Below are 20,759 nucleotides of genomic sequence, written 5' to 3' on the forward strand. Positions count from 1 at the left end.
CCCAAGCAACTTATAATTGCATATATATTTGATTTTCAATTTTTTACAATCTAAAATTAGCCTAAACTATCTGAGGTGCATCCATTTCTAAAGTGGATTTAGAAAAACTCTTTGGCTCAAAAGTGCTTTATCTTGAAAGTCTTTCGATCACTATCTGCTGAAAAGGTCTTAGCTTTTTCAGATCCTCCCCTTCAAAAACTCCTGCCTTAGATCCTCCGGAAATTTTTCAATTGCGTACCGTAAAGCCGTCCGGGACATGGTGCGGTAATGCTTTTTCAAAAACTCCATTTCCGCTTTCAAATCCCGCTTTCCGATCTCCCGAAGCATCCAGCCGACGGCCTTGTGCATCAGATCGTGGGGATGGTTTTTGAGCTTTTCGGCCAAAGCCAAAGCATCGACAAACTCCCCTTTCTTGATCCAAAAAAAGCTACTGATCATCGCCATACGCTGCCTCCAAAGACTCTCAGAATCTGCCAGTTTATAGAATAGTGCTTTTTCTCTTTTCCAATAAAAATGCCCTAATATTTGGTGACAAGAGCTGTCTACCAAATCCCAGTTGTTCACAAAATCCAACTGAGAAAGGTAAAATTCGACCAGTTGTTTTTGCTCTTGTTCAGACTTGGTCTTTTCGTAGCGATACACCAAAGCCAATAGTCCTGTCAACCGAACTTCATGAATGGGATGTTGGAACAATATGGATAGCTCTTCCAAGCTAATCCCTTGGAAAAACTGCTTTGCAATATGTCGCTGATCGGGAACAGTCACTCCCAAAAACTGATCTCCCTCTCCGTATTCTCCGGGTCCGGTTTTGAAGAATTTGGGCAGGAAAGAAGCCTTCTCCGGAATCGCTTTTTCCTTTAAAGCTTCAATGATTTGTTCGGTCAAACCGCTCATCGGGTGAATAGTTCCAAGGCCTTTTGGATCAGCCGATCCACGGATTTTTCAGCCTCTTGATCAAACTTTTTCAAAGGCCTATTTGCCACAATAGCATTCAAACTGAGCATTTCATGGCCTAAAAGTTTCCCTAAAGCATAGTATCCGGCTGTCTCCATCTCAAAATTGGTTAGCCTTTTTCCTTTTATTTCTAGAGCAGCCAGCCGCTCGATCATCTGGCTAAATCGTGGTTTGAGACGGACTTTCCTTCCCTGAGGGGCATAAAATCCCGGGCAAGTAAGCGTCACGCCTCTTATTATTTTCTCATCGAGTTTGTCTAAAAGCAAGGTAGAGGCAGTTGCTTGGTAGGGTAAAAAAGGTAAATCCAACTCCGTCTCAATAGCCTTTGCGATGTCCTGATCCTCATTCAATTTGGGATAATAAGCCATCAGGGTATCCATTCCTATCCCTATTTCCGAGGCCAGCATGGTACCTACTGGCAAATCTGCCTGCATACTGCCCGAAGTGCCGATTCGGATGATTTGGAGGCTGGTTTTTTCGGATTTGATCAGGCGGGCTTCCAGGTCTACATTGACTAAAGCATCGAGTTCGGTCATTAGGATTTCGATGTTGTCCGTACCCATTCCGGTGCTCATGACCGTCACTCGCTTTCCGTTTTTCCAACCTGTGTGGGTAACAAACTCGCGCTTTTGGGTTTTGAAGTCGATCTGGTCAAAATATCGGGAGACCAAAGCCACCCGATCCGGATCGCCTACCGTGAAAACAGTTGAAGCCAGGTGTTCTGGCTTCAAGTGCAAATGATAAATACTCCCGTCTGAATTGATGATCAGTTCAGACGCAGGTATTGGCTGATTCTCCATGAAGTTTTTGGATTATGTCTTTGTTCGGCTTACGGTGAAGCCCTTTATAAGGATTGTATCCGTTGGTGTTTTTTTGATAATACCCAGTTCCGTCATAGGGACGCTTTTCAGGATGCTCCTTACACTCTGCGGAACAGGCACCCTCGAGTTCCCATCCACATTTTTCGCAGATAGGCAGGTGTTCGTTACAACTAGGATTAGCACAATTCACCATTCGGTCGCAAGCTGTACCGCAAACGTGGCACTTTGAAATAATGGTTGGGTTTACCTTGTTTACTTCCACTGCGATCCGGTTGTCAAATACGTAGCACTTGCCTTCGAAGTCCTCACCCCCAGCTTCCATGCCATACTTGATAATGCCTCCATGAAGCTGGTATACGTCTTCGAAACCTTGCTCCAATAGAAAAGCGGAAGCTTTTTCGCACTTGATTCCACCTGTGCAGTAAGTAAGAACTTTCTTGTTTTTCAGGTGTTCGAGTTCTTTTACTTTCTCAGGAAAATCCCGGAAGTTATCGATATCCAGTGTGATGGCATTTTTAAAGCGACCCAGTTCATGCTCGTAATTGGAGCGGACGTCAAGAATCACCACATCTTCCTGATCCTTCATTTTTTTGAATTCTTCAGGTTCTAGGTGTTTGCCCGTTTTCACATTGGGATCTAGATGACGGAGTGAAGAATGCACGATTTCCGGCTTGTAGCGCACATGAATTTTGGCAAAAGCATGGGAATCGTAGTAGTCAATTTTAAATTCTGTTTTAGCAAACCGAGGATCTGCGTGGATGTAGGCCATGTATTTTTCGCAGTCTTCTATCAGACCGGAGACTGTACCATTAAGTCCTTCATCAGAGATGATAATTCGGCCCCTAATGTTGTTTTCCACACAGAAGAGGTGGTGTTCTTCCCGATATTCTTCAGGATTTTCGATTTTGGCGTAGCAATAGTACAGCAGGATGCTGTAGGGTTTGTTTGTTGTGTTTTCCATAACTAGAGCCCTGTTTCGGCAGGGTGTTAACGGTTTCGGATTTATAAATTTTGGATTTCGGATGTTGAGTTTTCTCTATTCATCATTCGAAATTCGGTATTCGTTGTTACTTTTTTTCTCTGATCATTTCACTTTGGCCGCCGGATTTCCGAAGACGGTTTCATTTTTCCCAACAGAGGAGATCACCACGGATCCGGCACCTACTCGGGCCCCCTTGCCAATCGTAATGCCCGCCACTATTGTCACTCCTGAACCAATAAATGCGCCTTCTTCGATGGTCACTTCAGCATTGATGATGGATCCAGCGCCGATTTGGACAAAGTCCTGGATTTTTACCTTATGATCGATGATCGCTCCGGTATGAAAGATGCAATGGCTTCCAACCTCAGAACCAGCGCCGATGGTAACATTGGCATTGATAAAATTGCCATGACCAATAGCAGCATCTGTGGAAATATAAGCCCTTTGGTGGATGGCATTGACAGGCTGCATTTTTCGATTTTCTAAGAGCATATCCACCAGAAACTTTCGGTATTTGCTGTCATCCACTGCTACGAATGCCTCGGTCTTTTTTCCGATTAACTTCAAAAAACCCTCATCTTCGGTATGTCCAAGCACTGGAACATTGTTGATTTCGGTACCATGGATCTGGGCATCTTCATCAAGGAATCCATATACAATGACCTGATTGCTGTTGAAAATCTCAAGTGCAGGATGGGCAATGCCTTTTGCACCTAGAATAATCACTGGTTTTTCCATGAATCTAAGGGGTTTGGGATTGCAAAAGTACAGTAATTGCCCTGCTTGCGCAAAGAATCATTTGGATTGTCCTTTGAGTAAGCTCTGACCGATCTTGCAGTTGAGGCATTTTTGGGTCTGACAATAGCTCCGATAAAGCCCTATCATCCCTTGGGAATCGAACGCGTTTTCAGCTTTCCACGCTTTCTCAGCATACTTGCGAATGATGAAATTATTTTCTGAAGGGATGGTCTGCATAAGATCAAAGCAACGCTCCTGCCATTCGGGTTGCTCGAAATATCTGCCGTAAGCGAACCATAACGGAATCACAAAATTGATGATCAAAAGTTCCAAGGTTTGGCTCGAAATGCCTCTGGAGGCTGTTTTTTCAGTAGGAGTTCCAAAGTTATAATGATGCTGCCAATAGTCGGAAGGCTTGACTTGAAGGAGTTTTTTGAAGGCCGAAAATTCCCGACTGTCTTCCATCACCGCTTGAAGAAGGTTGGGAGCATGCGATAAAACCGATGCAAGTTGAGCGATCCTGAGTGTAGGAAAATTGGTCGGCCGGGCACCCATAAAAGACCACTGCTGTCGGCTTAGTTTATGCTGCCAGTTGAATTTTTTCTGATAAAAATCATACTCGCGAATTAGGTGTTGAGCGTAAGGTTCCGCTGATTTTTCAGGCAAAAGTCCCGCTTGGCCTAGAAGCATGGCTTCGAGCGCAGAAACTTGAGTTCGGTGTTTTTGAAGGATTTTGTAGGGTACCAATGAAGCAAGTTCACTCATGGGAAGTGAATTGACCTTGAACCCAAAGCAAGTGAACAGCCATCGATAAGCCGTTTCCTCCCAATCTCCTTTGGTTTGGTCGAGGATCGATAGAATGAGTTTGGACTTTTCCAGCAATCGCTCCACCAAGGCTTTTTCCAAAGCCGAAAATCGGATGATTTCAGGAACGCTTCGAAGTGCATGGGCGCAGGGAAGGTCGGATTTGAAGTCGAGGAGGTTCTCATAATTCCTCCAGATTTCCAGGAAGATTTTCCCCTTCAGTTCCAAGGTAGGCATAGGTGTGCCATCATTTCGGAAGACGTCTTTGTCATTTTCCCAAACTACATGCAGGATGACCGAATTGTAAGCAGGATCGCCTCCATGGGCATGTTGCTTCCATTCGGAGGCAAGTCGGTGCACTTCCACATGACCATGAAGAGTAACTCCATCGAGAACCAGCGAGGCATCCCTAAAGTCAGGTCCTTCCCCTTGGTTGTGAAATCCCACGTTGTGAATCTGTATTTGCTGCCCATCTACTGTCAGTAGATTTTTCCGGTCGAAGTACTGATACTTCCAGACCATTTGTAAAAAGTCCTCTCTGAAATTCATAAAAAACGACGACTAAAAGTGTACGGAATTTAAGAATTTCCCTGAAATCAGTCAACAATTCAAGAGTTCAAAACCTCTAGCGTGTTTTAAAGGTACCTCTCCAGCAATTCCTTCATCTCCAACTGTAGCTTTTCTGCTTCTTTTCTGGCGGCTTTTGCAAAGTCTTTTTCACCCGAGGCATAAATAATCCCCCGACTGGAGTTGACCAATAACCCACAGTTAGAATTCATCCCAAATCGGGCTACATCAGATAAGCTTCCTCCCTGCGCACCTACGCCTGGCACTAGGAAAAAGTGGTCTGGAGCAGTCTTCCGCACTTCGCCAATCAGTTCACCACGAGTCGCTCCGACTACATACATCAAATTTTCAGAGCTTCCCCATTCCTGACTTTTTTCCAAAACTGATTGATATAGTGGCTTGCCGTTTTGGTCAGGGATCAACTGAAAATCCATTGACCCAACGTTTGAAGTTAAGGCTAGCAGAATTACCCACTTGTTTTCAAATTCCAAAAATGGGGTCACCGAATCCTTTCCCATATAAGGTGCCACAGTGACCGAATCAAAATCCATGGCCTCAAAAAACGCCTTCGCGTAGAGTTTGGAGGTATTTCCAATGTCTCCTCGCTTGGCATCTGCAATGGTGAAAACGTTTTTTGGCATGATCTCAGCGACTTTGGCCAAGGTCTCCCATCCTTTTGCTCCCAAGGCTTCGAAAAAGGCAATGTTTGGCTTATAGGCCACGGCGAAATCCGCAGTTTCCTCAATAATGGCTTTGCAAAAGCTGAAAATTGGATCAGGTTCTGAGAGCAAATGAGCGGGAATTTTCTCCAAATCAGGATCCAAGCCTACGCAAAGAAAGGATGATTTTTGATGGATTTGGGAGAAAAGCTCGGCTCGGGTCATGGTTTATGGATTTTGGGCAAAGGTATTGATTTAAAAAATTTAGGCTAGCCTTGATCTTGGCAGATTTAAAATGATATTTCGAATCTGCAAGGATGATTAAAATAAAAATAATTGAAATACAGCTAGTTGTGGTTTTTCGCTAAATCAACTTTGGTAAAGGCTCCAGCCAAGGAAACTCCAGCAGAAATCAAGAAAAAGATTAAGCTGAAAGCCACCGCTGCGGTCTCTTCGATTCCTGCATAGGTGTGGGCATAGACAAATACCAACTCACGTGCACCCACTCCTCCGATGGTAAGCGGAAGCACAGCGACAATGGAAGATAGCAAAAACACCAACTGATAAGCCAGAATAGTTTCGTGAATTCCCAGGGCTTTCAGAATAAACCAAGCGCAAATCAGTTGGGCAAGCTGTCCAGCAAAAGACCAGGCATTTCCTGACCAAAAAGAGGGTAGAAAGTCTTTGAACAGCAACTTTTGAGCTATCCAAAATGCTGGGATAGTCAACATCAAGCCAGCAATCATCAATCCATTCCAAATGGAACTTTCGAGAAACTCAAGCTTGAGATCCACCACCAAAAACAGCCCAAAGAGCAAGAAAACGATGGCAACCAGTCCTCCGAGGCGGTCCAACAGCACTGCTTGAAGTAGTTTTTTGACGGGGGTTTTAAACTGTTTATTGAGCAAATAGACTTTATAGCCATCACCTCCGATTCCCCCTGGCAAAAACAAATTGTAAAACATCCCAATCAGGTAAAGTCGCCAGTTTTGGGATTCTGAAAGTCTGATTCCGATATTTTCAAAATAGCGGTTGAGGCGGATGGCGGTAGCCACTTTGCTCAGGATAAACAGGACCAAGGCCGGAATCAGCCAGAACCAGTGGATTGATTTTGCGAGTTCAAAAAGCTGCTCCGTGTCGATTTTTCGAAAAACCAAGTACAAAGCCAACCCTGTCAGCAAAAGCTTTAGCGCAGTTTTGAGTTGGTTTTTGTAACGGGACAAGGGGATAATTATTAGTTTTTGTAAAATGTGGAGTGGGTAAGTCTGCCGAATGATTTTGGATTATTCTGCCAACTGAGACTGAATACTGTGTTCTAACAAGACTGCTTCGTGCCTCGCAGTGCCGCGAGAAAGTTCCTGACTACTTATTACGGATGACTTCTTACTGAACACTACCAACTTCCTAAGCTTTTCCCTGAAAGATATCTTTGATCCGATAGGTCTTTTTGTCCTGAGATTCAAAATATGTCCTCACAATGATCTCAGCAATAATCCCCGTGGTGATGAGCTGAATTCCGCCTAAAATCAGGATAAAGCCCAAAATCATGATTGGTCTTCCCCATATATCCTCTCCAAGTATCTTCAAAATCAACAGGTAAAAACTTATCAAGGTCCCCAAAAGAAAAGAAAGCAATCCCAAGCCTCCAAAAAGATGAATCGGTCGCTGAAAATACTTTTGGAAAAACAGCATCAAGATCAAATCTGCCATTACCTTGAAGGTCCGGCTGAGTCCATATTTGGAAGTACCGTGGATTCTCGGGTGGTGCTTGACATCCACCTCGGTCATTTTGGCGCCTTGCTGCTTGGCTAGTACCGGGATAAAACGGTGAAGCTCTCCATAAAGGCCCATGTTTTGGGCGATTTCGGCTTTGTACACGCGTAGCGTGCATCCGTAATCGTTGAGGTAAACTTTGGTTGTATTTCGGATGATCCAGTTGGCGATTTTGGAGGGGATTTTTCTAAGGACAAAACCGTCTTTTCTATTGGCACGGCGACCTGCGACTACATCCCATTCCTCGTCTATTGCTTTTTGAAGCATAGTTGGGATATCAGTTGGGTCATTTTGGAGATCCCCATCCATGGTTGCAATGTATTCTCCTGTTGCCTGATCGATCCCAGCAGCAAGGGCAGTAGTCTGTCCGTAGTTTCGGTTAAAAATCAGGAGCTTGGTTCGCTCATTTGCATATTTTTTTACTTCTGCCACTGTCCGGTCAGTACTCCCATCTTCGATCAAAATTACCTCATAGTCGATTTCTGAAAGGGCCGAGTAGGTGGCTTCCAAGAGAGGTTGGATGTTGTCTTCCTCATTGTATACCGTAATGACAACAGACAAAAGTGGCTTGCTCATGGGATAAAATTTGGTCAAAATTACTCCAAAAAGCCAGTTTAGGCAAAAAAGGTTCTTAATAATGCTTAATTCCAAAGATTGTTTCGAACTTAAGCTGGGGCTAAATTTTATCTTTGCGCATGCTTTTATCCCAGACTTCAGAGTTGAAAATCAATCCCTGGATTTTGATGTTGGCCTATGCTGTATTGGTAGGTCCTTTTGCACTTGATTTCCATATGCACTATCCGGATGAGATCTATTACCGGGATGCTGCAGTCAAAATGCTTCAAAACGAAGATTACCTGACCACTTATCTTGGGAGTGGAGACTTGAGATTTAAAAAGCCGATTTTAACTTACTGGGCAGTATTAGCGGGGTTTAAGCTTTTTGGAGTCAATGAGTTTGGTTCCCGAATTTTCTTTTTACTGGCAGGTGCAGCTACAGTAGGATTAACTTTTTATTTGGCGAAAACTCTGTTTCAAGACAAAAAAATCGCAGGACTCTCTGCTTTGATCATGGCGGCAAATCCTGTGTTGATTTTATCATCCAGTCGGTCCATTCCGGATGTGCTGCTGGTACTGACCATGACGATCAGTGCCATTGGATTTGCCGGTCTTCTCAGAGATGGAGAAAAAGCCGATTCGAAATACCTTTGGTTGATGTATTTGGGTTTGGCCTTGGCCTTTGAGGTCAAAGGACTTCCGGCAGTCGCACTGGGAGGATTAGGACTTGCTCTGCTTCTTTTCAATCCTTGGCAGAGCGTTTCGTGGAAAAAGCTTTTGCATCTTCCTTCGATTTTGGTGAGTTTGGTGATTGCTTTGTTTTGGTTTGTGGCCATGTGGCTGATTCATGGGCCTACTTATCTCAATAGCTTTTTGGAAGATCAAGTGGGTATCAGAGTAGCTTCCAGGATTTTATTGATTTTACAAAACGGCTTTTTGGCATTGGGACTTCTTGTAGCCATGTTTTTGCCATGGATTTTTTTGGTTTTCTTCAAAATGCAGCAGACCGTTCAGAAGGCTTGGAGAGATAATCCACAGTTCTTTGTATTTGCAGTTCTGTGGGGATTGGCAATCCTTGGGATGGGTGCGTTGACGAGTAAGTTTTACGAACGCTATTTATTACCTGTCGCTCCGGTTTTGGCGGTTTGGATTGCTTGGTTAGGAATGAAAAGTGGAGTTTTTGATCGGCAAAAATTCATCAAAATCGCCTCGGCAATTTTTCTTTTTTTATTAATTCTCCTCATCGGATTTAGTATCTGGATCAATCTGGAGGGAAAAGGGCCGATCTGGATCCATTTTCAATGGATGATCGGATTGATGTTTTTGTGTTATTCAGGGATTATATGGATAAAGGCCCCACTAAAGCTTCCAAAAATCATCACTTACTCCTTTTTGATGATATTTTTCCTATTAAGCTCGATTACCTTTCATATTTCCTTGCCCCATCAAGGTGAGCAGACCAGGGAAGTTGTCAAAAAGGAAAACATCAACAAACCAATCGGTTTTTATGGAAATCTGCATGTAGGCAGCAAAATTAGGATGAGCCTTGGGCCAGACTATCACTTGGTGGATTTACCGAGGGAAAATTGGCGATCCAAAGCCGAAGGATTTGATGAGTTGATCCTGGAAGATAAATTCTTGACAGAGGTGGATACTTCACGATATTACACAAGACCTGTTTCAAAAAACTGGGAATCAAAGGCTATTTCTACACTGCTTTTGGCGTATCATTCTGAAAATTTTGAAAATCTTTTGGAAGCAAACAGTAAAAAATACTACCTCCTAACCAAAAAATAACCCCGGAGGATAAGTCCGGGGTTTCAAAAAGTTTTCCAGTTTTTATTGATTAGCTAGAACTACCTTTTCTTTATATTTTTTGATTTGACGTCTGAGAGCCTCGACCGCTTCATCTGCGGCGGCTTCAAAGGAATCACTTTGCTCTTTGGCAAAGAACTGTTTACCTGGGACATTAAGCTTGATTTCCACGATCTTGTTTGCGTTGTTGTCGTTTTTATCAAGTCTCATAAAAACCTCTCCGTCTATGATTCGATCATAGAATGTGTCCAGCTTATCTGCTTTCTTTTGGATAAAATCGATCAATTTTTGATCGGCATCAAAGTGGATGGAGTGCATCTGCAGTTTCATAACGATTGCATTTTAATGGTTAACAATTAATTTATTTAAGCTTTAGGATGTGCCTGTTCAAACACAGCCTTTAGTTTTTCTATGGTATTGTGGGTGTACACCTGCGTAGCCGCCAAGTTGGCATGGCCTAGCAAGTCTTTGACCGCGTTGAGGTCCGCACCTTTGTTTAACAAATGTGTGGCAAAGGTGTGTCTCAAGAGGTGAGGACTTCTTTTGGTATTTTGTGCAAAAAGATCCAAGTATTGTCTGACAATTCGATAGATCATCATTGGATAGGATTTTTCACCCTTATTACTGATGATAAAGTACTCATTCCCCTCAATCTTTGAAAACCTTTCCTCAAATACTTTTTTATAGGAAAGAATATTTCGTTGGAGACGCATCGTAATAGGTATTATTCTTTCTTTTTGCCTTTTACCCATGACTTTTACTCGTTCCTCATGAAGGTTGAGGTCTCTCCACTTCAGGGCAGTGAGCTCGGAAAGTCGGACTCCTGTAAGATACAGAAACTCCATCACCATTCGGTCTCGTTGCCCTTCAAAGGTCGATTCATAAACTTCTTCCTCCAAAACGGATTCAATGGTACTTTCTTGCAGGAATTCTGGTAGTTTTTTAGGGGTTTTAAGGGATTTTAACTTATAGGTGGGATCCTTTTGGATGATTTTAGATCTCATCAAGAATTTATAGAACGACCGAAGGGTAGCCAGCTTTCTATTTACTGTGGTGGGGCTAAGCCCCTGCTCAACCAAATCAATAATCCAAGCCCGCAACTCCGAATGTGAGCATTCGCCAAGGTCTTTAATGGAGAAGGAAAGAGACACAAAGTCAAGGGCTTGTTCCAGATCTTTGCGATAGGCCAAGACGGTATGATTGCTGGTTCTTTTCTCGTATTCGAGGTAATTGATGAAAGAATCGATCATGGCTCTTAATTCAGAAATAAGATAGTCTAAAATTTAGAATTCCTGTGTGACAAAGGTCATCTATGTAAATGATCTGCGCTTTAGTCTATTTAAGAATAAGGCATTTCTAAGTGAACTAGTTACTTACAAAATTGTAGATAAAAAAAATGGCTGCCTCAGGCATAGTTCTTACTCTTAGAGTAAGTTGGCTCTTTTCAAATGAGGCAGATTTCAGATTTCCAGCCTTCATTTTTTTCTACGATTGCCTGAGTTGGTTATTTAAAGTGAAGAACGGATTCGCTTTTTCCGTTGTCATGTTTTTAAAAAAGCCCCAAATGTGGTTTACCTGACCAATTAGGAGCAGATCTGTTTCAAAGGCAGCTTTATCATAGCCCAACTCAGAAGTGAGTGGTTGCTTTTTTTTGCCTTCTATTCCAGCAGACTTCATTCGTGTTTTTTGATTGCATAGCTCAACCTATCCAATTTGAGGCATACAAGAAAGGCTAGCCGAACAATCGACTAGCCTTCAAACTACCTACTTTTGAGACAGTATCTTTCCTTTAGCTCCACAGATTCGCCGGATATTCTCCTTCTTTATGCAGCTTCTGAAGTGCCTCGATAACCACAGGCCGGTCCTCGGTGTAGGTCACCCCAAACCAGGTTTTTCCTCCAGGTAGAATCTCAAATGCTGCCTTTCCCGCTTTGATGAGATTGTTGGCGACGGTCGGAATGTAAAATTCGGACTTCAGGTTTTCGCGATTGGCAGGAAGAAACTCATTCCACATCGCCTCGATATCTCCGAATACCTCAGGATGGAAACCCCAGAAGTTCATGCTCACGGGTGTATTCTCGGCAATTTCCAATACTTCACCTTCTCCGCGACTGAGAATCTTATCCCCTTCTCGGGCTATGGAGGTCCGCTCGGTCATTCCGATCAGCTGCCCTTTTTCATTCGTTTCGCATACACCGCGACTAACGGTACCATTTTCAGAAAGTACATTTTGAATTGAATAGCCTACCATCGCATGCAAGTCGGGACGAACTTCGGTGGAAAGGAATTTGCCAAGTACTTCAAAGGCCTCTTTTCCATAGAAATCATCCGCATTGATCACCGCGAAGGGTTCCTTAATAGCGTTCTTAGCGCAAAGGACTGCATGGGCGGTGCCGAAAGGCTTCACCCTATCCGGCTGCTTCAATTCGGCAGGCACAAAACTGTCTAAGGATTGAATGACCCAGTCCACCTCGATTTTGCCTTGCAGCTTGGGGAGAAATTTCTCCTTAGCCACTTCCAATATTTCCTGACGTACGATAAAAACCACCTTGCCAAAACCGGCACGAATGGCGTCAAAAATGGAGTATTCGAGGATGGTTTCGCCATTTGGGCCGAAGCCGTCAATCTGCTTATTGCCTCCATAGCGGCTGCCCATGCCGGCAGCCAATACGAGGAGTGTTGGTTTGTTAGTCATTTCCAGTTCTTTAAAAAAACGCTGGCAAAATTAGTCCTTATTCTCAGCCCAACAAATTCGATCTTTTTTTGATCTAGGTTTATTTTTAACCCATAATTTAATTTTTATGCACTCTTTTTCAATGAATGGATCCAATATTAGACTTACAACACATTTTTTAATATATATTTTTTGTTTTATGGTTAATTTTTTAACCTGTATTTTGATTTTGATCTAATTTTTCTCTTACTTTCCTGCCAGATTCTCAAAAAACCTTTAAACCTGTTGATAAAATGAAAAAAATCGAAGCGATTATCCGCACTTCACGCTTTGATCAGATCCACACCTGTGTCTCCAAAATGGGAGTAAAATTTCTCTCCTTTTATGAAGTAAAAGGGATGGGATTTGAGCATGCCCGACAAGAAGTGTATCGCGGAGTGGCCTATGAGCCTGCCTACATTCCACGCACCAAGCTGGAAATCGTCGTCCCTGATGACCTAGCCGAAGCAGTGATCAACTGCATCCTCAAAGAAGGAAAAACCGGAGAGGTCGGAGATGGAAAAATCTTCGTTTACGACGTTCTGGAGGCCTATCGAATCCGTAACAATGACACCGGAGAGGATGCCCTCTAATCCCCAATTCTTAATCACCGAACCTATTTAGACCTATGCAAGAACCTGTTCAAGACCTATTCACGGTCAATAATCTTTGGATGATGATCTCGACCATTTTGGTATTCATCATGCACTTGGGCTTTGCGACCCTTGAGGCCGGCCTTACCCGGGCCAAAAACACGGTCAATATTTTATTCAAAAACACCATCATTCCCGCCATAGGATTACTCACCTATGCGTTTGTAGGTTTCAACCTGATGTACCCCGGAGCTGATTTTGCCGGATCTATTTTCGGATTTTCAGGATTTGGCCTGTCTCTACCCGATGGCTGGGACACAAGCAATTACAACGCGGGATATACTTTCTTTACGGATTTTATATTCCAAGCTATGTTTGCCGCCACTGCTGCGACCATCGTTTCCGGTGCTGTAGCTGAGCGGGTCAAACTGGGGCCTTTCATCACCTTTTCCCTTCTTTATGTAGGGATTTGTTACCCTATAGTTGGCATGTGGAAATGGGGAGGAGGTTTTCTGAACACGCTGGAAACCCCTTTCTACGACTTTGCAGGATCTACAATAGTCCACTCTGTAGGAGGCTGGGGAGCATTGGTCGGAGCCTTTTTGCTTGGACCAAGAATCGGCAAATATACCCCAACAGGTATGAAGGCCATCCCTGGACATAACCTTCCCATGGCTACCATGGGGGTATTCCTTCTCTGGTTTGGATGGTTTGGATTTAACGGTGGCTCTGTACTCAGTGCAGACCCGGGTACAGTCTCCAAAGTATTTGTGACCACCTCCTTGGCAGCTGCTGCCGGTGCCATGGGAGCTTTGATCGCATCTTATTTCAAATTCAAAACTTACGATATCACCATGGTGCTCAACGGGATATTGGCAGGCTTGGTAGGAATTACAGCGGGAGCTGATCAAATGGGTGTGACCGATTCGATCATCATTGGATTTGTCGGAGGTGTATTGGTGGTGTTTGCTGTGGTTCTCTTTGACAAAATCAAAATCGATGATCCAGTAGGTGCCATCTCTGTTCACCTGGTAGGCGGTATATGGGGCACTTTGGCTGTGGGTATTTTCGGAGATTTGGCAGGATGGGGACAACTTTACTCCCAGCTATTGGGCATTGCAGCGGTAGGTCTGTTCTGTTTTGCCACCTCTTGGCTGATTTTCTTTTCTTTGAAGCGCACCGTAGGAATCCGTGTGGATGAAAAGGAGGAAGTCGAAGGCTTGGATATCAACGAGCACAGCATGAGAGCTTATCCTGATTTTGCTCCAAAGGATTAAAAACTAAACCAACTCTAGAAATGAAGAAAGCCCTGGGAAGCTGTGAGTTTCCAGGGCTTTTTTAATTTACTGCAAAGCGGAAGTGTTAATAAGTTGGTTTAAAATAACGATTTAGAATGGGTTGGTAGGTACGGCCAAACATCTCATAGCACCAATCTCTGAATTCTTCTATTTCAGCCGGCACCAAATACCGAAGTCCTTTTTTCAATTCTCGCTCAAACAAATACCTGTTAAAGCTTACTTTTTGCAAAATGGTCTTCACATATTCTAGCATAGCGGTACTGATTTGGGTTTATTAACTGATTTTAAGTGTTCCAACGGGGTCAATTCCGAAGATGTTACGTTATTTTGGAACCTGATAATCCGGAATTACCCTATTTTCGCAATCATGATCAAAACGACACTTCGACTGGCTTTCGTATGTATCGCCATGCTTCTTGTAGGTTTTTCTTACGGACAGGAAGTTCAGATCGAATTGGGTCCTGATGAAATCGGGCTGAATGAGACTTTTACGATCAAAGTCACCCTTTCCAATGACAAGATCAAATCCTACGATCAGTTTCCCGAAATACAGGGATTTCAAAAGCAAGGCATCTCCCAATCCTCCTCGATGAACATCATCAACGGGCAGATGAGTAGTTCAAACAGCATTATTCAATACTATAAGCCCAGTCGAAAAGGTCAGTTTACGCTGGGCAACTTTACGATTTTGATCAATGGAGAACCCCATAATTCACCCGGCAAACGAATCACTGTAACCGATGCAAAAAGCACTCAGGGTTTGGGAGGAAATGTCTTTGATCCATTCGCTGAGTTTTTTGGAAGAACAGCGGAAGAGCCTGAATTTATTGAATTGGATGATGATGCGTTTTTCTCTGTTTCGGTAGATAAAGATGAGATTTATGCAGGTGAAGGCTTCACGGTAAGTATCGCCTTCTTTATGTCGGAGCAAAACCAAGCACCTTTTCAGTTTCATGAACCCGGCAGACAATTGGATGCAGTCTTGAAGAAAATTAAGCCTGCCAATGCCTGGGAGGAAAACTTCAACATCACCAATATTGAGCCCCAGCCGGTGGAGCTTAACGGAAAAAAATGGATGAGATTCAAAGTGTATGAGGCTACTTTTTTCCCTTTTTCAGAAGGAAACATCGAAATTCCGAAAGTCCCATGGGAAATGATCAAGTACAAAGTGGCTAAAAATCCTTCTTTCTTTGGTGCAAACCGGCAGGAGGATTTCAAGACCTTTTACTCAGCACCAAAAACCATCAAGGTAAAACCACTTCCTCCACATCCGCTCAAGAATGAAGTAGCCGTCGGAATTTACCAACTGAGAGAAAATATCAGCACGCTAGAAGCCACTACCGGAGAAGGATTCAACTATAACTTCGGCATATCCGGTGTAGGAAACATTAATTCTATCGCAGCCCCGAAGCGACTGCCAGGCACCAATCTCAACACCTTTGACCCCAATGTCCGCCAACAAATCAACCGGGGATATGGAAGAGTATCCGGCATCAAGGAGTTCAATTATTTCATCACCCTCAATGAAGCAGGCGAATACAATCTAAAAGACTATTTCAGCTGGATTTACTTTGATCCGATTAGAGCGGTATACGATACACTTCGACCTGAAGCTAGAATCATCGTAAGCGGTGAGTCCAAAATCAATCAGGCACTTTCCGGTCAAAGGCTCGGGGGAATCTACGATCGCATCGGCACAGAAAGCAACCAGTTTTCAAACGAGCAATATAAATACTATTTTACCGCCGCAATTAACCTGCTTTTACTCGGAGCAGTGGTTTTACTAGCGGTCCTGATAATCAGAAAAAAGTAATGGGTAATTCATTTGGAAGGCTTTTCAGAATCACCACCTTTGGTGAATCACATGGAAAAGCTTTAGGGGCAATCGTAGAGGGTTGTCCGGCTGGATTGGAATTGGACGAGGAAAAAATCCGCCTCGAAATGCAGCGCCGAAAACCCGGCCAATCCAAAATCACCACCCAACGAAAAGAGGAAGACGAAATCGAAATTCTCTCCGGTATTTTTGAAGGAAAAACTACGGGTACACCCATCGGAATCGTCATCCAAAATGCCGATCAAAAGAGTAAAGACTACACCCATATCGCGGATAAATTTCGCCCTTCCCATGCAGACTATACCTATTTTGAAAAATACGGAATTCGGGACTATCGAGGAGGAGGCAGGTCCAGTGCGAGAGAAACAGCCGCGAGAGTAGCAGGTGGGGCTATTGCCAAACAATTTTTAGCGACCAAAGGAATAAATATTCAGGCCTATGTGTCTCAGGTAGGTGATTTGACACTTGAAAAAAGCTACACCGAACTAAACCTTGACCTTGCCGAAGAAAATATCGTCCGATGTCCTGATCCGGAATTTGCAGAGCAAATGATCGCATTGATTGATTCGGTACGTTTGGAAAGAGACACCATAGGTGGAGTCGTTTCCTGTGTGATCAAAAATTGTCCTCCCGGACTGGGTGAGCCAGTGTTTGACCGGCTTCATGCCGAGTTGGGAAAAGCCATGCTAAGCATCAATGCGGTGAAGGGCTTCGAGTATGGAAGCGGATTTGAAGGAGTGAAAATGCGTGGCTCTCAGCACAACGATGCCATAGTCAATAAAGGAGGTAAAATCAAAACACTCACCAATCATTCAGGAGGCATTCAGGGAGGAATCAGCAATGGAGAGGATATCTATTTCCGTGTTGCATTCAAGCCTGTAGCTACTATTATGCAGGATCAAGAGTCGGTCAATGAAGCCGGTGAAGCTGTCACAGTAAGTGGAAAAGGACGTCACGATCCCTGCGTGGTACCGAGAGCGGTACCGATCGTGGAGGCTATGGCTGCCTTGGTCATAGCTGACTTCCTGCTTATTTCCAAAACCAATAAACTTGAAGACATATAAACCCCGATTACTTTGAAAAAACTACCTCTACATACACAGATTATCATCGGATTGGTATTGGGCTTGGCATTTGGCTTGGTCTCCATCCAAGTGGGTATTCCAAAATGGCTGACCATTGACTACATCAAGCCAGTGGGCACCGTTTTCATCAATGGTCTGAAAATGATCGCCATGCCACTCGTTTTGGCATCTCTGATTATTGGGGTATCCAATCTGGGTGATATCTCTAAACTGAGTAGAATCGGAGGAAAAACCCTGATGGCATTTCTGATTACAACAGTGGTAGCCATCTGTACCGGTCTAGGTTTGGTAAACCTATATGAGCCTGGTGAAGGACTTCCTGATTCGACAAGAGAAAGCCTGATGGCCATGTACGAAGGGGATGCCGGAAAGCGCGCCGAGGCTGCCGCGCAGCTTCAGGACCAAAGTCCGCTCCAACCCTTGGTAGATATGGTGCCTCAAAATCTCTTCTTGGCGACGACCGACAATGCCGCCATGCTTCAGGTAGTGTTTTTTGCCATCCTTGCCGGAATCGCCCTTCTTCAGATTCCAAAATCCAAAGCAGAACCGGTCATCGCTTTCTTTGATGGGCTCAATGATGTAATTATTCAAATCGTAAACTACATCATGATCATTGCACCTTACGGAGTATTTGCTCTGATGGCTTCTTTGATTGTGGAAATAGCCGGTGACAACCCGGAATCAGCCGTGACCTTGCTTTTGGCATTGCTCAAATACAGCCTGATCGTATTGGGGGGCTTGTTCTTTATGATGTTGGTGATTTATCCACTTCTGCTAAAATCATTTACCAAGGTAAAATATACCGACTTCTTCAAGGCCATCCGCCCCGCTCAGCTCTTAGCATTTTCTACCAGTTCAAGCTCTGCTACGTTGCCTGTGACCATGAAACTTACCGAAGAGGAACTTGGCGTATCTGAAAACATATCCAGCTTTGTGCTCCCTCTTGGTGCCACTGTCAATATGAACGGCACCAGCCTGTACCAAAGTGTGGCTGCCGTATTTATTGCACAAGCCTTGGGTATGGATTTGACGTTTTCGCAGCAGGTAATGATTGTGCTTACCTCTACCTTGGCGGCTATCGGTTCCGCTGGTGTTCCCGGAGCAGGATTGATTATGCTGATCGTGGTATTGGAAGCAATCGGAGTACCTGCAGCTGGAATTGCCTTGATCATGGCGCCTGACCGGATTTTGGATATGTTCCGTACCGTGGTCAATGTCACCGGGGACGTGGTGGTAACTGCGGTAGTTGCCAGCACAGAAGGAGAACTCCCCGAAGGTATGATTCGCAAAAGCAATCCCCTCACACCTAATGAATAAGAAACTACAATGAGAAAGCAAAAAGCCCGGAATCAACCGGGCTTTTTGCTTAATACGATTTCAAAAACTCAATCAGCCGATCAAATTCGGTATCGGTGATCGCAGGGAAATTGGCAATTCTGAAACTCGTAGGCTTGAGCGGTCCATATCCGCTACCGAGCTGCATTCCTTCTTTTTCAGCAGCTTTTTTTACAGCGGAAATCAATTCCTCCGAGCCTGACACAGCCAAAACAGTCGTACTTCGTGTGGCCTCATTATCCACCAAAAGTTGCAATTTAGAAGATTGGGCGATCGCGGTCTCCAGTTTAAGCATACGCCTTCTCAATCGGGCATCAACATGCTGGATTTCTTCGAGATCTTTGAGCACTCGATTCAATAAATAAATACCAAAAACATTGGGTGTGTAATGCGTCTGGTAGCCTTCCGCATTTTCCAGCATAAAGTTTAGGCTGTTGTATCGTCCCTTTTCACCTTTACGCTTTGCTTTTTCTATTGCTTTAGGCGAAACAATCAGAACCCCCAAGCCCGCAGGAAGTCCAAAGCATTTCTGGACAGATGCATACCAGATATCTGCCAAAGAAAAATCCAATTCGATTCCTCCCATGGAAGATGTGGTATCCACAGCGATCATTTTCTCGGGATACTTTTCGCCCAATTCCTTCAATACTGACATAGGAACTTGAGTGGCATTGGCCGTCTCATTCTGGGTTATTGCGATCAGGTCAACCACTTCTCCGATCGCCAACTCCGCAACATCAATAGCCTGATTGGCATCGATCTTCAAAGCCTCCGTAGCGGGGATAATATGTTTGGCATATTCATACCACTTTTTCCCAAAAGACCCTGAAAAAATGTGAAAACTGGCATTTTCCACGATAGACTGCGAGATAATCTCCCAGTTTTCGGTAGCAGAAGAAGTGAAAAGCAATTTGTAATCAGCTGGCATGTGCAGCTTCTCCCGCATCAGTTCCTCAGTCTCTTGGTAGAGATTCATAAATACGCTGCTACGGTGATTGGCACTGAGAATGCCTTGGTTGTAAGCATCCTGCATATATCGGGGCAAGGCATCGTATACCTTGGAAGGCCCGGGGGCAAATGTGATCATAGTTCAGGAGAATTGAGAAAATAAAGAACTCCCAGCTCATATCCTTTGAGGCCCAGTCCGGAGATCATGCCTACACAGGATTTGGAAATGATGCTTTTGTGGCGAAACTCTTCCCGCTTGTAAATATTGGAAATATGTACTTCCAAGGTTGGGGTCGTCACGCCTGCAATGGCATCAGAGATCGCCACTGAAGTATGGGTATATCCGCCTGCATTGAGCAGAATGGCGTCAAATTCGAATCCTACTTCATGGATTTTGTTGATAATCTCACCTTCCACATTGCTTTGGAAATAGTGTAGCTGGACTTGTGGGAAACGCTTTTTGAGATGTTCAAAGTAATCCTCAAAGGATTCACTCCCGTAGATTTCGGGCTCTCTTTTTCCTAAGAGATTGAGATTTGGCCCGTTGATGATTTGAATGTTCAAGGTAAAATAGGTTGATCAGTATATCCAAAGTTACAGAGTCCTTTCAAGCTTTCAACGGGACAGTGGTTAATCCTTTCGCTCTTTGACCCTGAAAAGATACGCCAGGGTAAATTCCAGATTGGTAGAGCGCATATCAAAGACTCTATCTTGAGATTCGGGATTGGTAAAATCATAAGCAAACCTAACTTCAGCAGAGAGGGTACTTTTACCAAAAAGCTTTGATATCCCCCCTCCTGCGGTAATCCCATACATGAATTTGTTGGGATTATCCCCGGGTTGTCCAAAAGTGGGAAGCTCTGGAGGATTTCCCCCGGAGTACTCCCTGGAGACATCAGATGCATCTCTTAATTGGCCAAGGTGAGGACCAACCTTTATTTGAATTCTTCCCGACCTTCCTGCAAAAAAGCTGGCTAAGAGGGGGAATTTTATGTAATTAAACTCGGTCTGATTGAGATCTCCCTCCTCATTGAATTGTCTATATCCAAGCGTCAAATACTGAGCATTGAGTTCGATTCCCGCATTTTTTGCATTGAAATACTCCACCACAATAGCAAACGTCGGAGCCCCTATCCCATCCACTGAAGTACTCCGATTGCCTGCAGTAGCCTGATAACTGTATGAAGATGTGGCATATCCCCCTCTTATCCCAATGCTAAGCTGAGCCCAAGACGCGCTGGATAGCAGAAAAAAGAAAAGGACAAGGATTGATTTATTCATGC

The 20,759-nt window shown here is 44.0% G+C and carries 21 protein-coding genes; 6 read left to right on the top strand and 15 right to left on the bottom strand.

Features of this window, described 5'->3' with window-relative positions; all coding sequences use genetic code 11:
- Positions 1-177: 177 nt before the first annotated feature.
- From DDT91_RS12375 to DDT91_RS12410, 8 genes are all read right to left on the bottom strand, one after another.
- On the bottom strand, positions 178-894 hold the full coding sequence (locus DDT91_RS12375; protein ID WP_187176499.1) for a DNA alkylation repair protein: 717 nt from the start codon (positions 892-894) through the stop codon (positions 178-180).
- Positions 891-1,754, bottom strand: a complete 864-nt coding sequence (locus tag DDT91_RS12380; RefSeq protein ID WP_187176500.1) for a nucleoside phosphorylase — start codon at positions 1,752-1,754, stop codon at positions 891-893. Before DDT91_RS12380 ends, DDT91_RS12375 begins: the two co-directional genes overlap by 4 nt.
- Positions 1,726-2,736: a rhodanese-related sulfurtransferase gene (locus tag DDT91_RS12385; protein ID WP_187176501.1), complete on the bottom strand. Its 1,011-nt coding sequence runs from the start codon at positions 2,734-2,736 to the stop codon at positions 1,726-1,728. The genes DDT91_RS12380 and DDT91_RS12385 overlap by 29 nt, the downstream gene beginning before the upstream one ends.
- Positions 2,737-2,859: 123 nt before the next feature.
- Positions 2,860-3,495, bottom strand: a complete 636-nt coding sequence (locus tag DDT91_RS12390) for an acetyltransferase (protein WP_187176502.1) — start codon at positions 3,493-3,495, stop codon at positions 2,860-2,862.
- A gap of 57 nt (positions 3,496-3,552) precedes the next feature.
- The gene (locus DDT91_RS12395) at positions 3,553-4,848 is read right to left on the bottom strand and encodes a DUF2851 family protein (RefSeq protein WP_187176503.1); all 1,296 of its coding nucleotides are present in this window, start codon (positions 4,846-4,848) and stop codon (positions 3,553-3,555) included.
- Positions 4,849-4,934: 86 nt separating this feature from the next.
- On the bottom strand, positions 4,935-5,750 hold the full coding sequence (pyrF, locus tag DDT91_RS12400; RefSeq protein WP_187176504.1) for an orotidine-5'-phosphate decarboxylase: 816 nt from the start codon (positions 5,748-5,750) through the stop codon (positions 4,935-4,937).
- A 122-nt stretch (positions 5,751-5,872) separates the two neighbouring features.
- Positions 5,873-6,748 (bottom strand): lysylphosphatidylglycerol synthase transmembrane domain-containing protein, encoded by an 876-nt coding sequence (locus tag DDT91_RS12405; RefSeq protein ID WP_255502107.1) that lies wholly within the window; start codon positions 6,746-6,748, stop codon positions 5,873-5,875.
- Positions 6,749-6,929: 181 nt separating this feature from the next.
- Positions 6,930-7,874: a glycosyltransferase family 2 protein gene (locus DDT91_RS12410; RefSeq protein WP_187176505.1), complete on the bottom strand. Its 945-nt coding sequence runs from the start codon at positions 7,872-7,874 to the stop codon at positions 6,930-6,932.
- Between the two features lie 119 nt (positions 7,875-7,993).
- Here DDT91_RS12410 and DDT91_RS12415 point away from each other — a divergent pair, with 119 nt between their 5' ends.
- The gene (locus tag DDT91_RS12415; protein ID WP_187176506.1) at positions 7,994-9,652 is read left to right on the top strand and encodes a glycosyltransferase family 39 protein; all 1,659 of its coding nucleotides are present in this window, start codon (positions 7,994-7,996) and stop codon (positions 9,650-9,652) included.
- A gap of 42 nt (positions 9,653-9,694) precedes the next feature.
- Here the strand turns inward: DDT91_RS12415 and hpf are convergent, their stop codons facing one another.
- The 3 genes from hpf to DDT91_RS12430 form a co-directional block, all read right to left on the bottom strand.
- Positions 9,695-10,000: a ribosome hibernation-promoting factor, HPF/YfiA family gene (gene hpf / locus DDT91_RS12420; RefSeq protein WP_187176507.1), complete on the bottom strand. Its 306-nt coding sequence runs from the start codon at positions 9,998-10,000 to the stop codon at positions 9,695-9,697.
- Between the two features lie 35 nt (positions 10,001-10,035).
- Positions 10,036-10,920, bottom strand: a complete 885-nt coding sequence (locus tag DDT91_RS12425) for a tyrosine-type recombinase/integrase (RefSeq protein ID WP_187176508.1) — start codon at positions 10,918-10,920, stop codon at positions 10,036-10,038.
- Between the two features lie 539 nt (positions 10,921-11,459).
- On the bottom strand, positions 11,460-12,365 hold the full coding sequence (locus DDT91_RS12430; RefSeq protein ID WP_187176509.1) for a sugar phosphate nucleotidyltransferase: 906 nt from the start codon (positions 12,363-12,365) through the stop codon (positions 11,460-11,462).
- 272 nt (positions 12,366-12,637) lie between these two features.
- Here DDT91_RS12430 and DDT91_RS12435 point away from each other — a divergent pair, with 272 nt between their 5' ends.
- Together DDT91_RS12435 and DDT91_RS12440 are read left to right on the top strand one after the other, a co-directional pair.
- The gene (locus DDT91_RS12435; protein ID WP_187176510.1) at positions 12,638-12,976 is read left to right on the top strand and encodes a P-II family nitrogen regulator; all 339 of its coding nucleotides are present in this window, start codon (positions 12,638-12,640) and stop codon (positions 12,974-12,976) included.
- Between the two features lie 35 nt (positions 12,977-13,011).
- Positions 13,012-14,253, top strand: coding sequence for an ammonium transporter (locus DDT91_RS12440; protein ID WP_255502108.1), 1,242 nt, complete (start codon positions 13,012-13,014; stop codon positions 14,251-14,253).
- Positions 14,254-14,338: 85 nt separating this feature from the next.
- Here the strand turns inward: DDT91_RS12440 and DDT91_RS12445 are convergent, their stop codons facing one another.
- A complete protein-coding gene (locus DDT91_RS12445; protein ID WP_187176511.1) occupies positions 14,339-14,527 on the bottom strand; it encodes a hypothetical protein in 189 nt (62 codons plus the stop codon).
- A gap of 114 nt (positions 14,528-14,641) precedes the next feature.
- On the opposite strand from DDT91_RS12445, the gene DDT91_RS12450 reads away from it, so the two are divergent.
- The 3 genes from DDT91_RS12450 to DDT91_RS12460 are packed head-to-tail and all read left to right on the top strand — an operon-like array spanning position 14,642 to position 18,510.
- Entirely contained in the window at positions 14,642-16,087 is a 1,446-nt protein-coding gene (locus DDT91_RS12450; protein ID WP_187176512.1) for a BatD family protein, read from the top strand.
- Positions 16,087-17,172 carry a chorismate synthase gene (aroC, locus tag DDT91_RS12455; RefSeq protein ID WP_187176513.1) on the top strand — a complete coding sequence of 362 codons (1,086 nt, stop codon included), beginning with the start codon at positions 16,087-16,089 and terminating at the stop codon, positions 17,170-17,172. Before DDT91_RS12450 ends, aroC begins: the two co-directional genes overlap by 1 nt.
- A gap of 12 nt (positions 17,173-17,184) precedes the next feature.
- Complete coding sequence (locus DDT91_RS12460) at positions 17,185-18,510, top strand: dicarboxylate/amino acid:cation symporter (protein WP_222718640.1); 1,326 nt, start codon at positions 17,185-17,187, stop codon at positions 18,508-18,510.
- A gap of 49 nt (positions 18,511-18,559) precedes the next feature.
- Here DDT91_RS12460 and DDT91_RS12465 read toward each other — a convergent pair whose 3' ends face one another.
- The 3 genes from DDT91_RS12465 to DDT91_RS12475 form a co-directional block, all read right to left on the bottom strand.
- Positions 18,560-19,615: an aminotransferase class V-fold PLP-dependent enzyme gene (locus tag DDT91_RS12465; RefSeq protein ID WP_187176514.1), complete on the bottom strand. Its 1,056-nt coding sequence runs from the start codon at positions 19,613-19,615 to the stop codon at positions 18,560-18,562.
- Positions 19,612-20,040 (bottom strand): type II 3-dehydroquinate dehydratase, encoded by a 429-nt coding sequence (aroQ, locus tag DDT91_RS12470; protein WP_187176515.1) that lies wholly within the window; start codon positions 20,038-20,040, stop codon positions 19,612-19,614. Before aroQ ends, DDT91_RS12465 begins: the two co-directional genes overlap by 4 nt.
- Positions 20,041-20,106: 66 nt before the next feature.
- Positions 20,107-20,757 carry an outer membrane beta-barrel protein gene (locus DDT91_RS12475; protein ID WP_187176516.1) on the bottom strand — a complete coding sequence of 217 codons (651 nt, stop codon included), beginning with the start codon at positions 20,755-20,757 and terminating at the stop codon, positions 20,107-20,109.
- Positions 20,758-20,759: the final 2 nt, after the last annotated feature.

This window comes from Algoriphagus sp. AK58 (assembly GCF_014324365.1).
GTDB lineage: Bacteria > Bacteroidota > Bacteroidia > Cytophagales > Cyclobacteriaceae > Algoriphagus.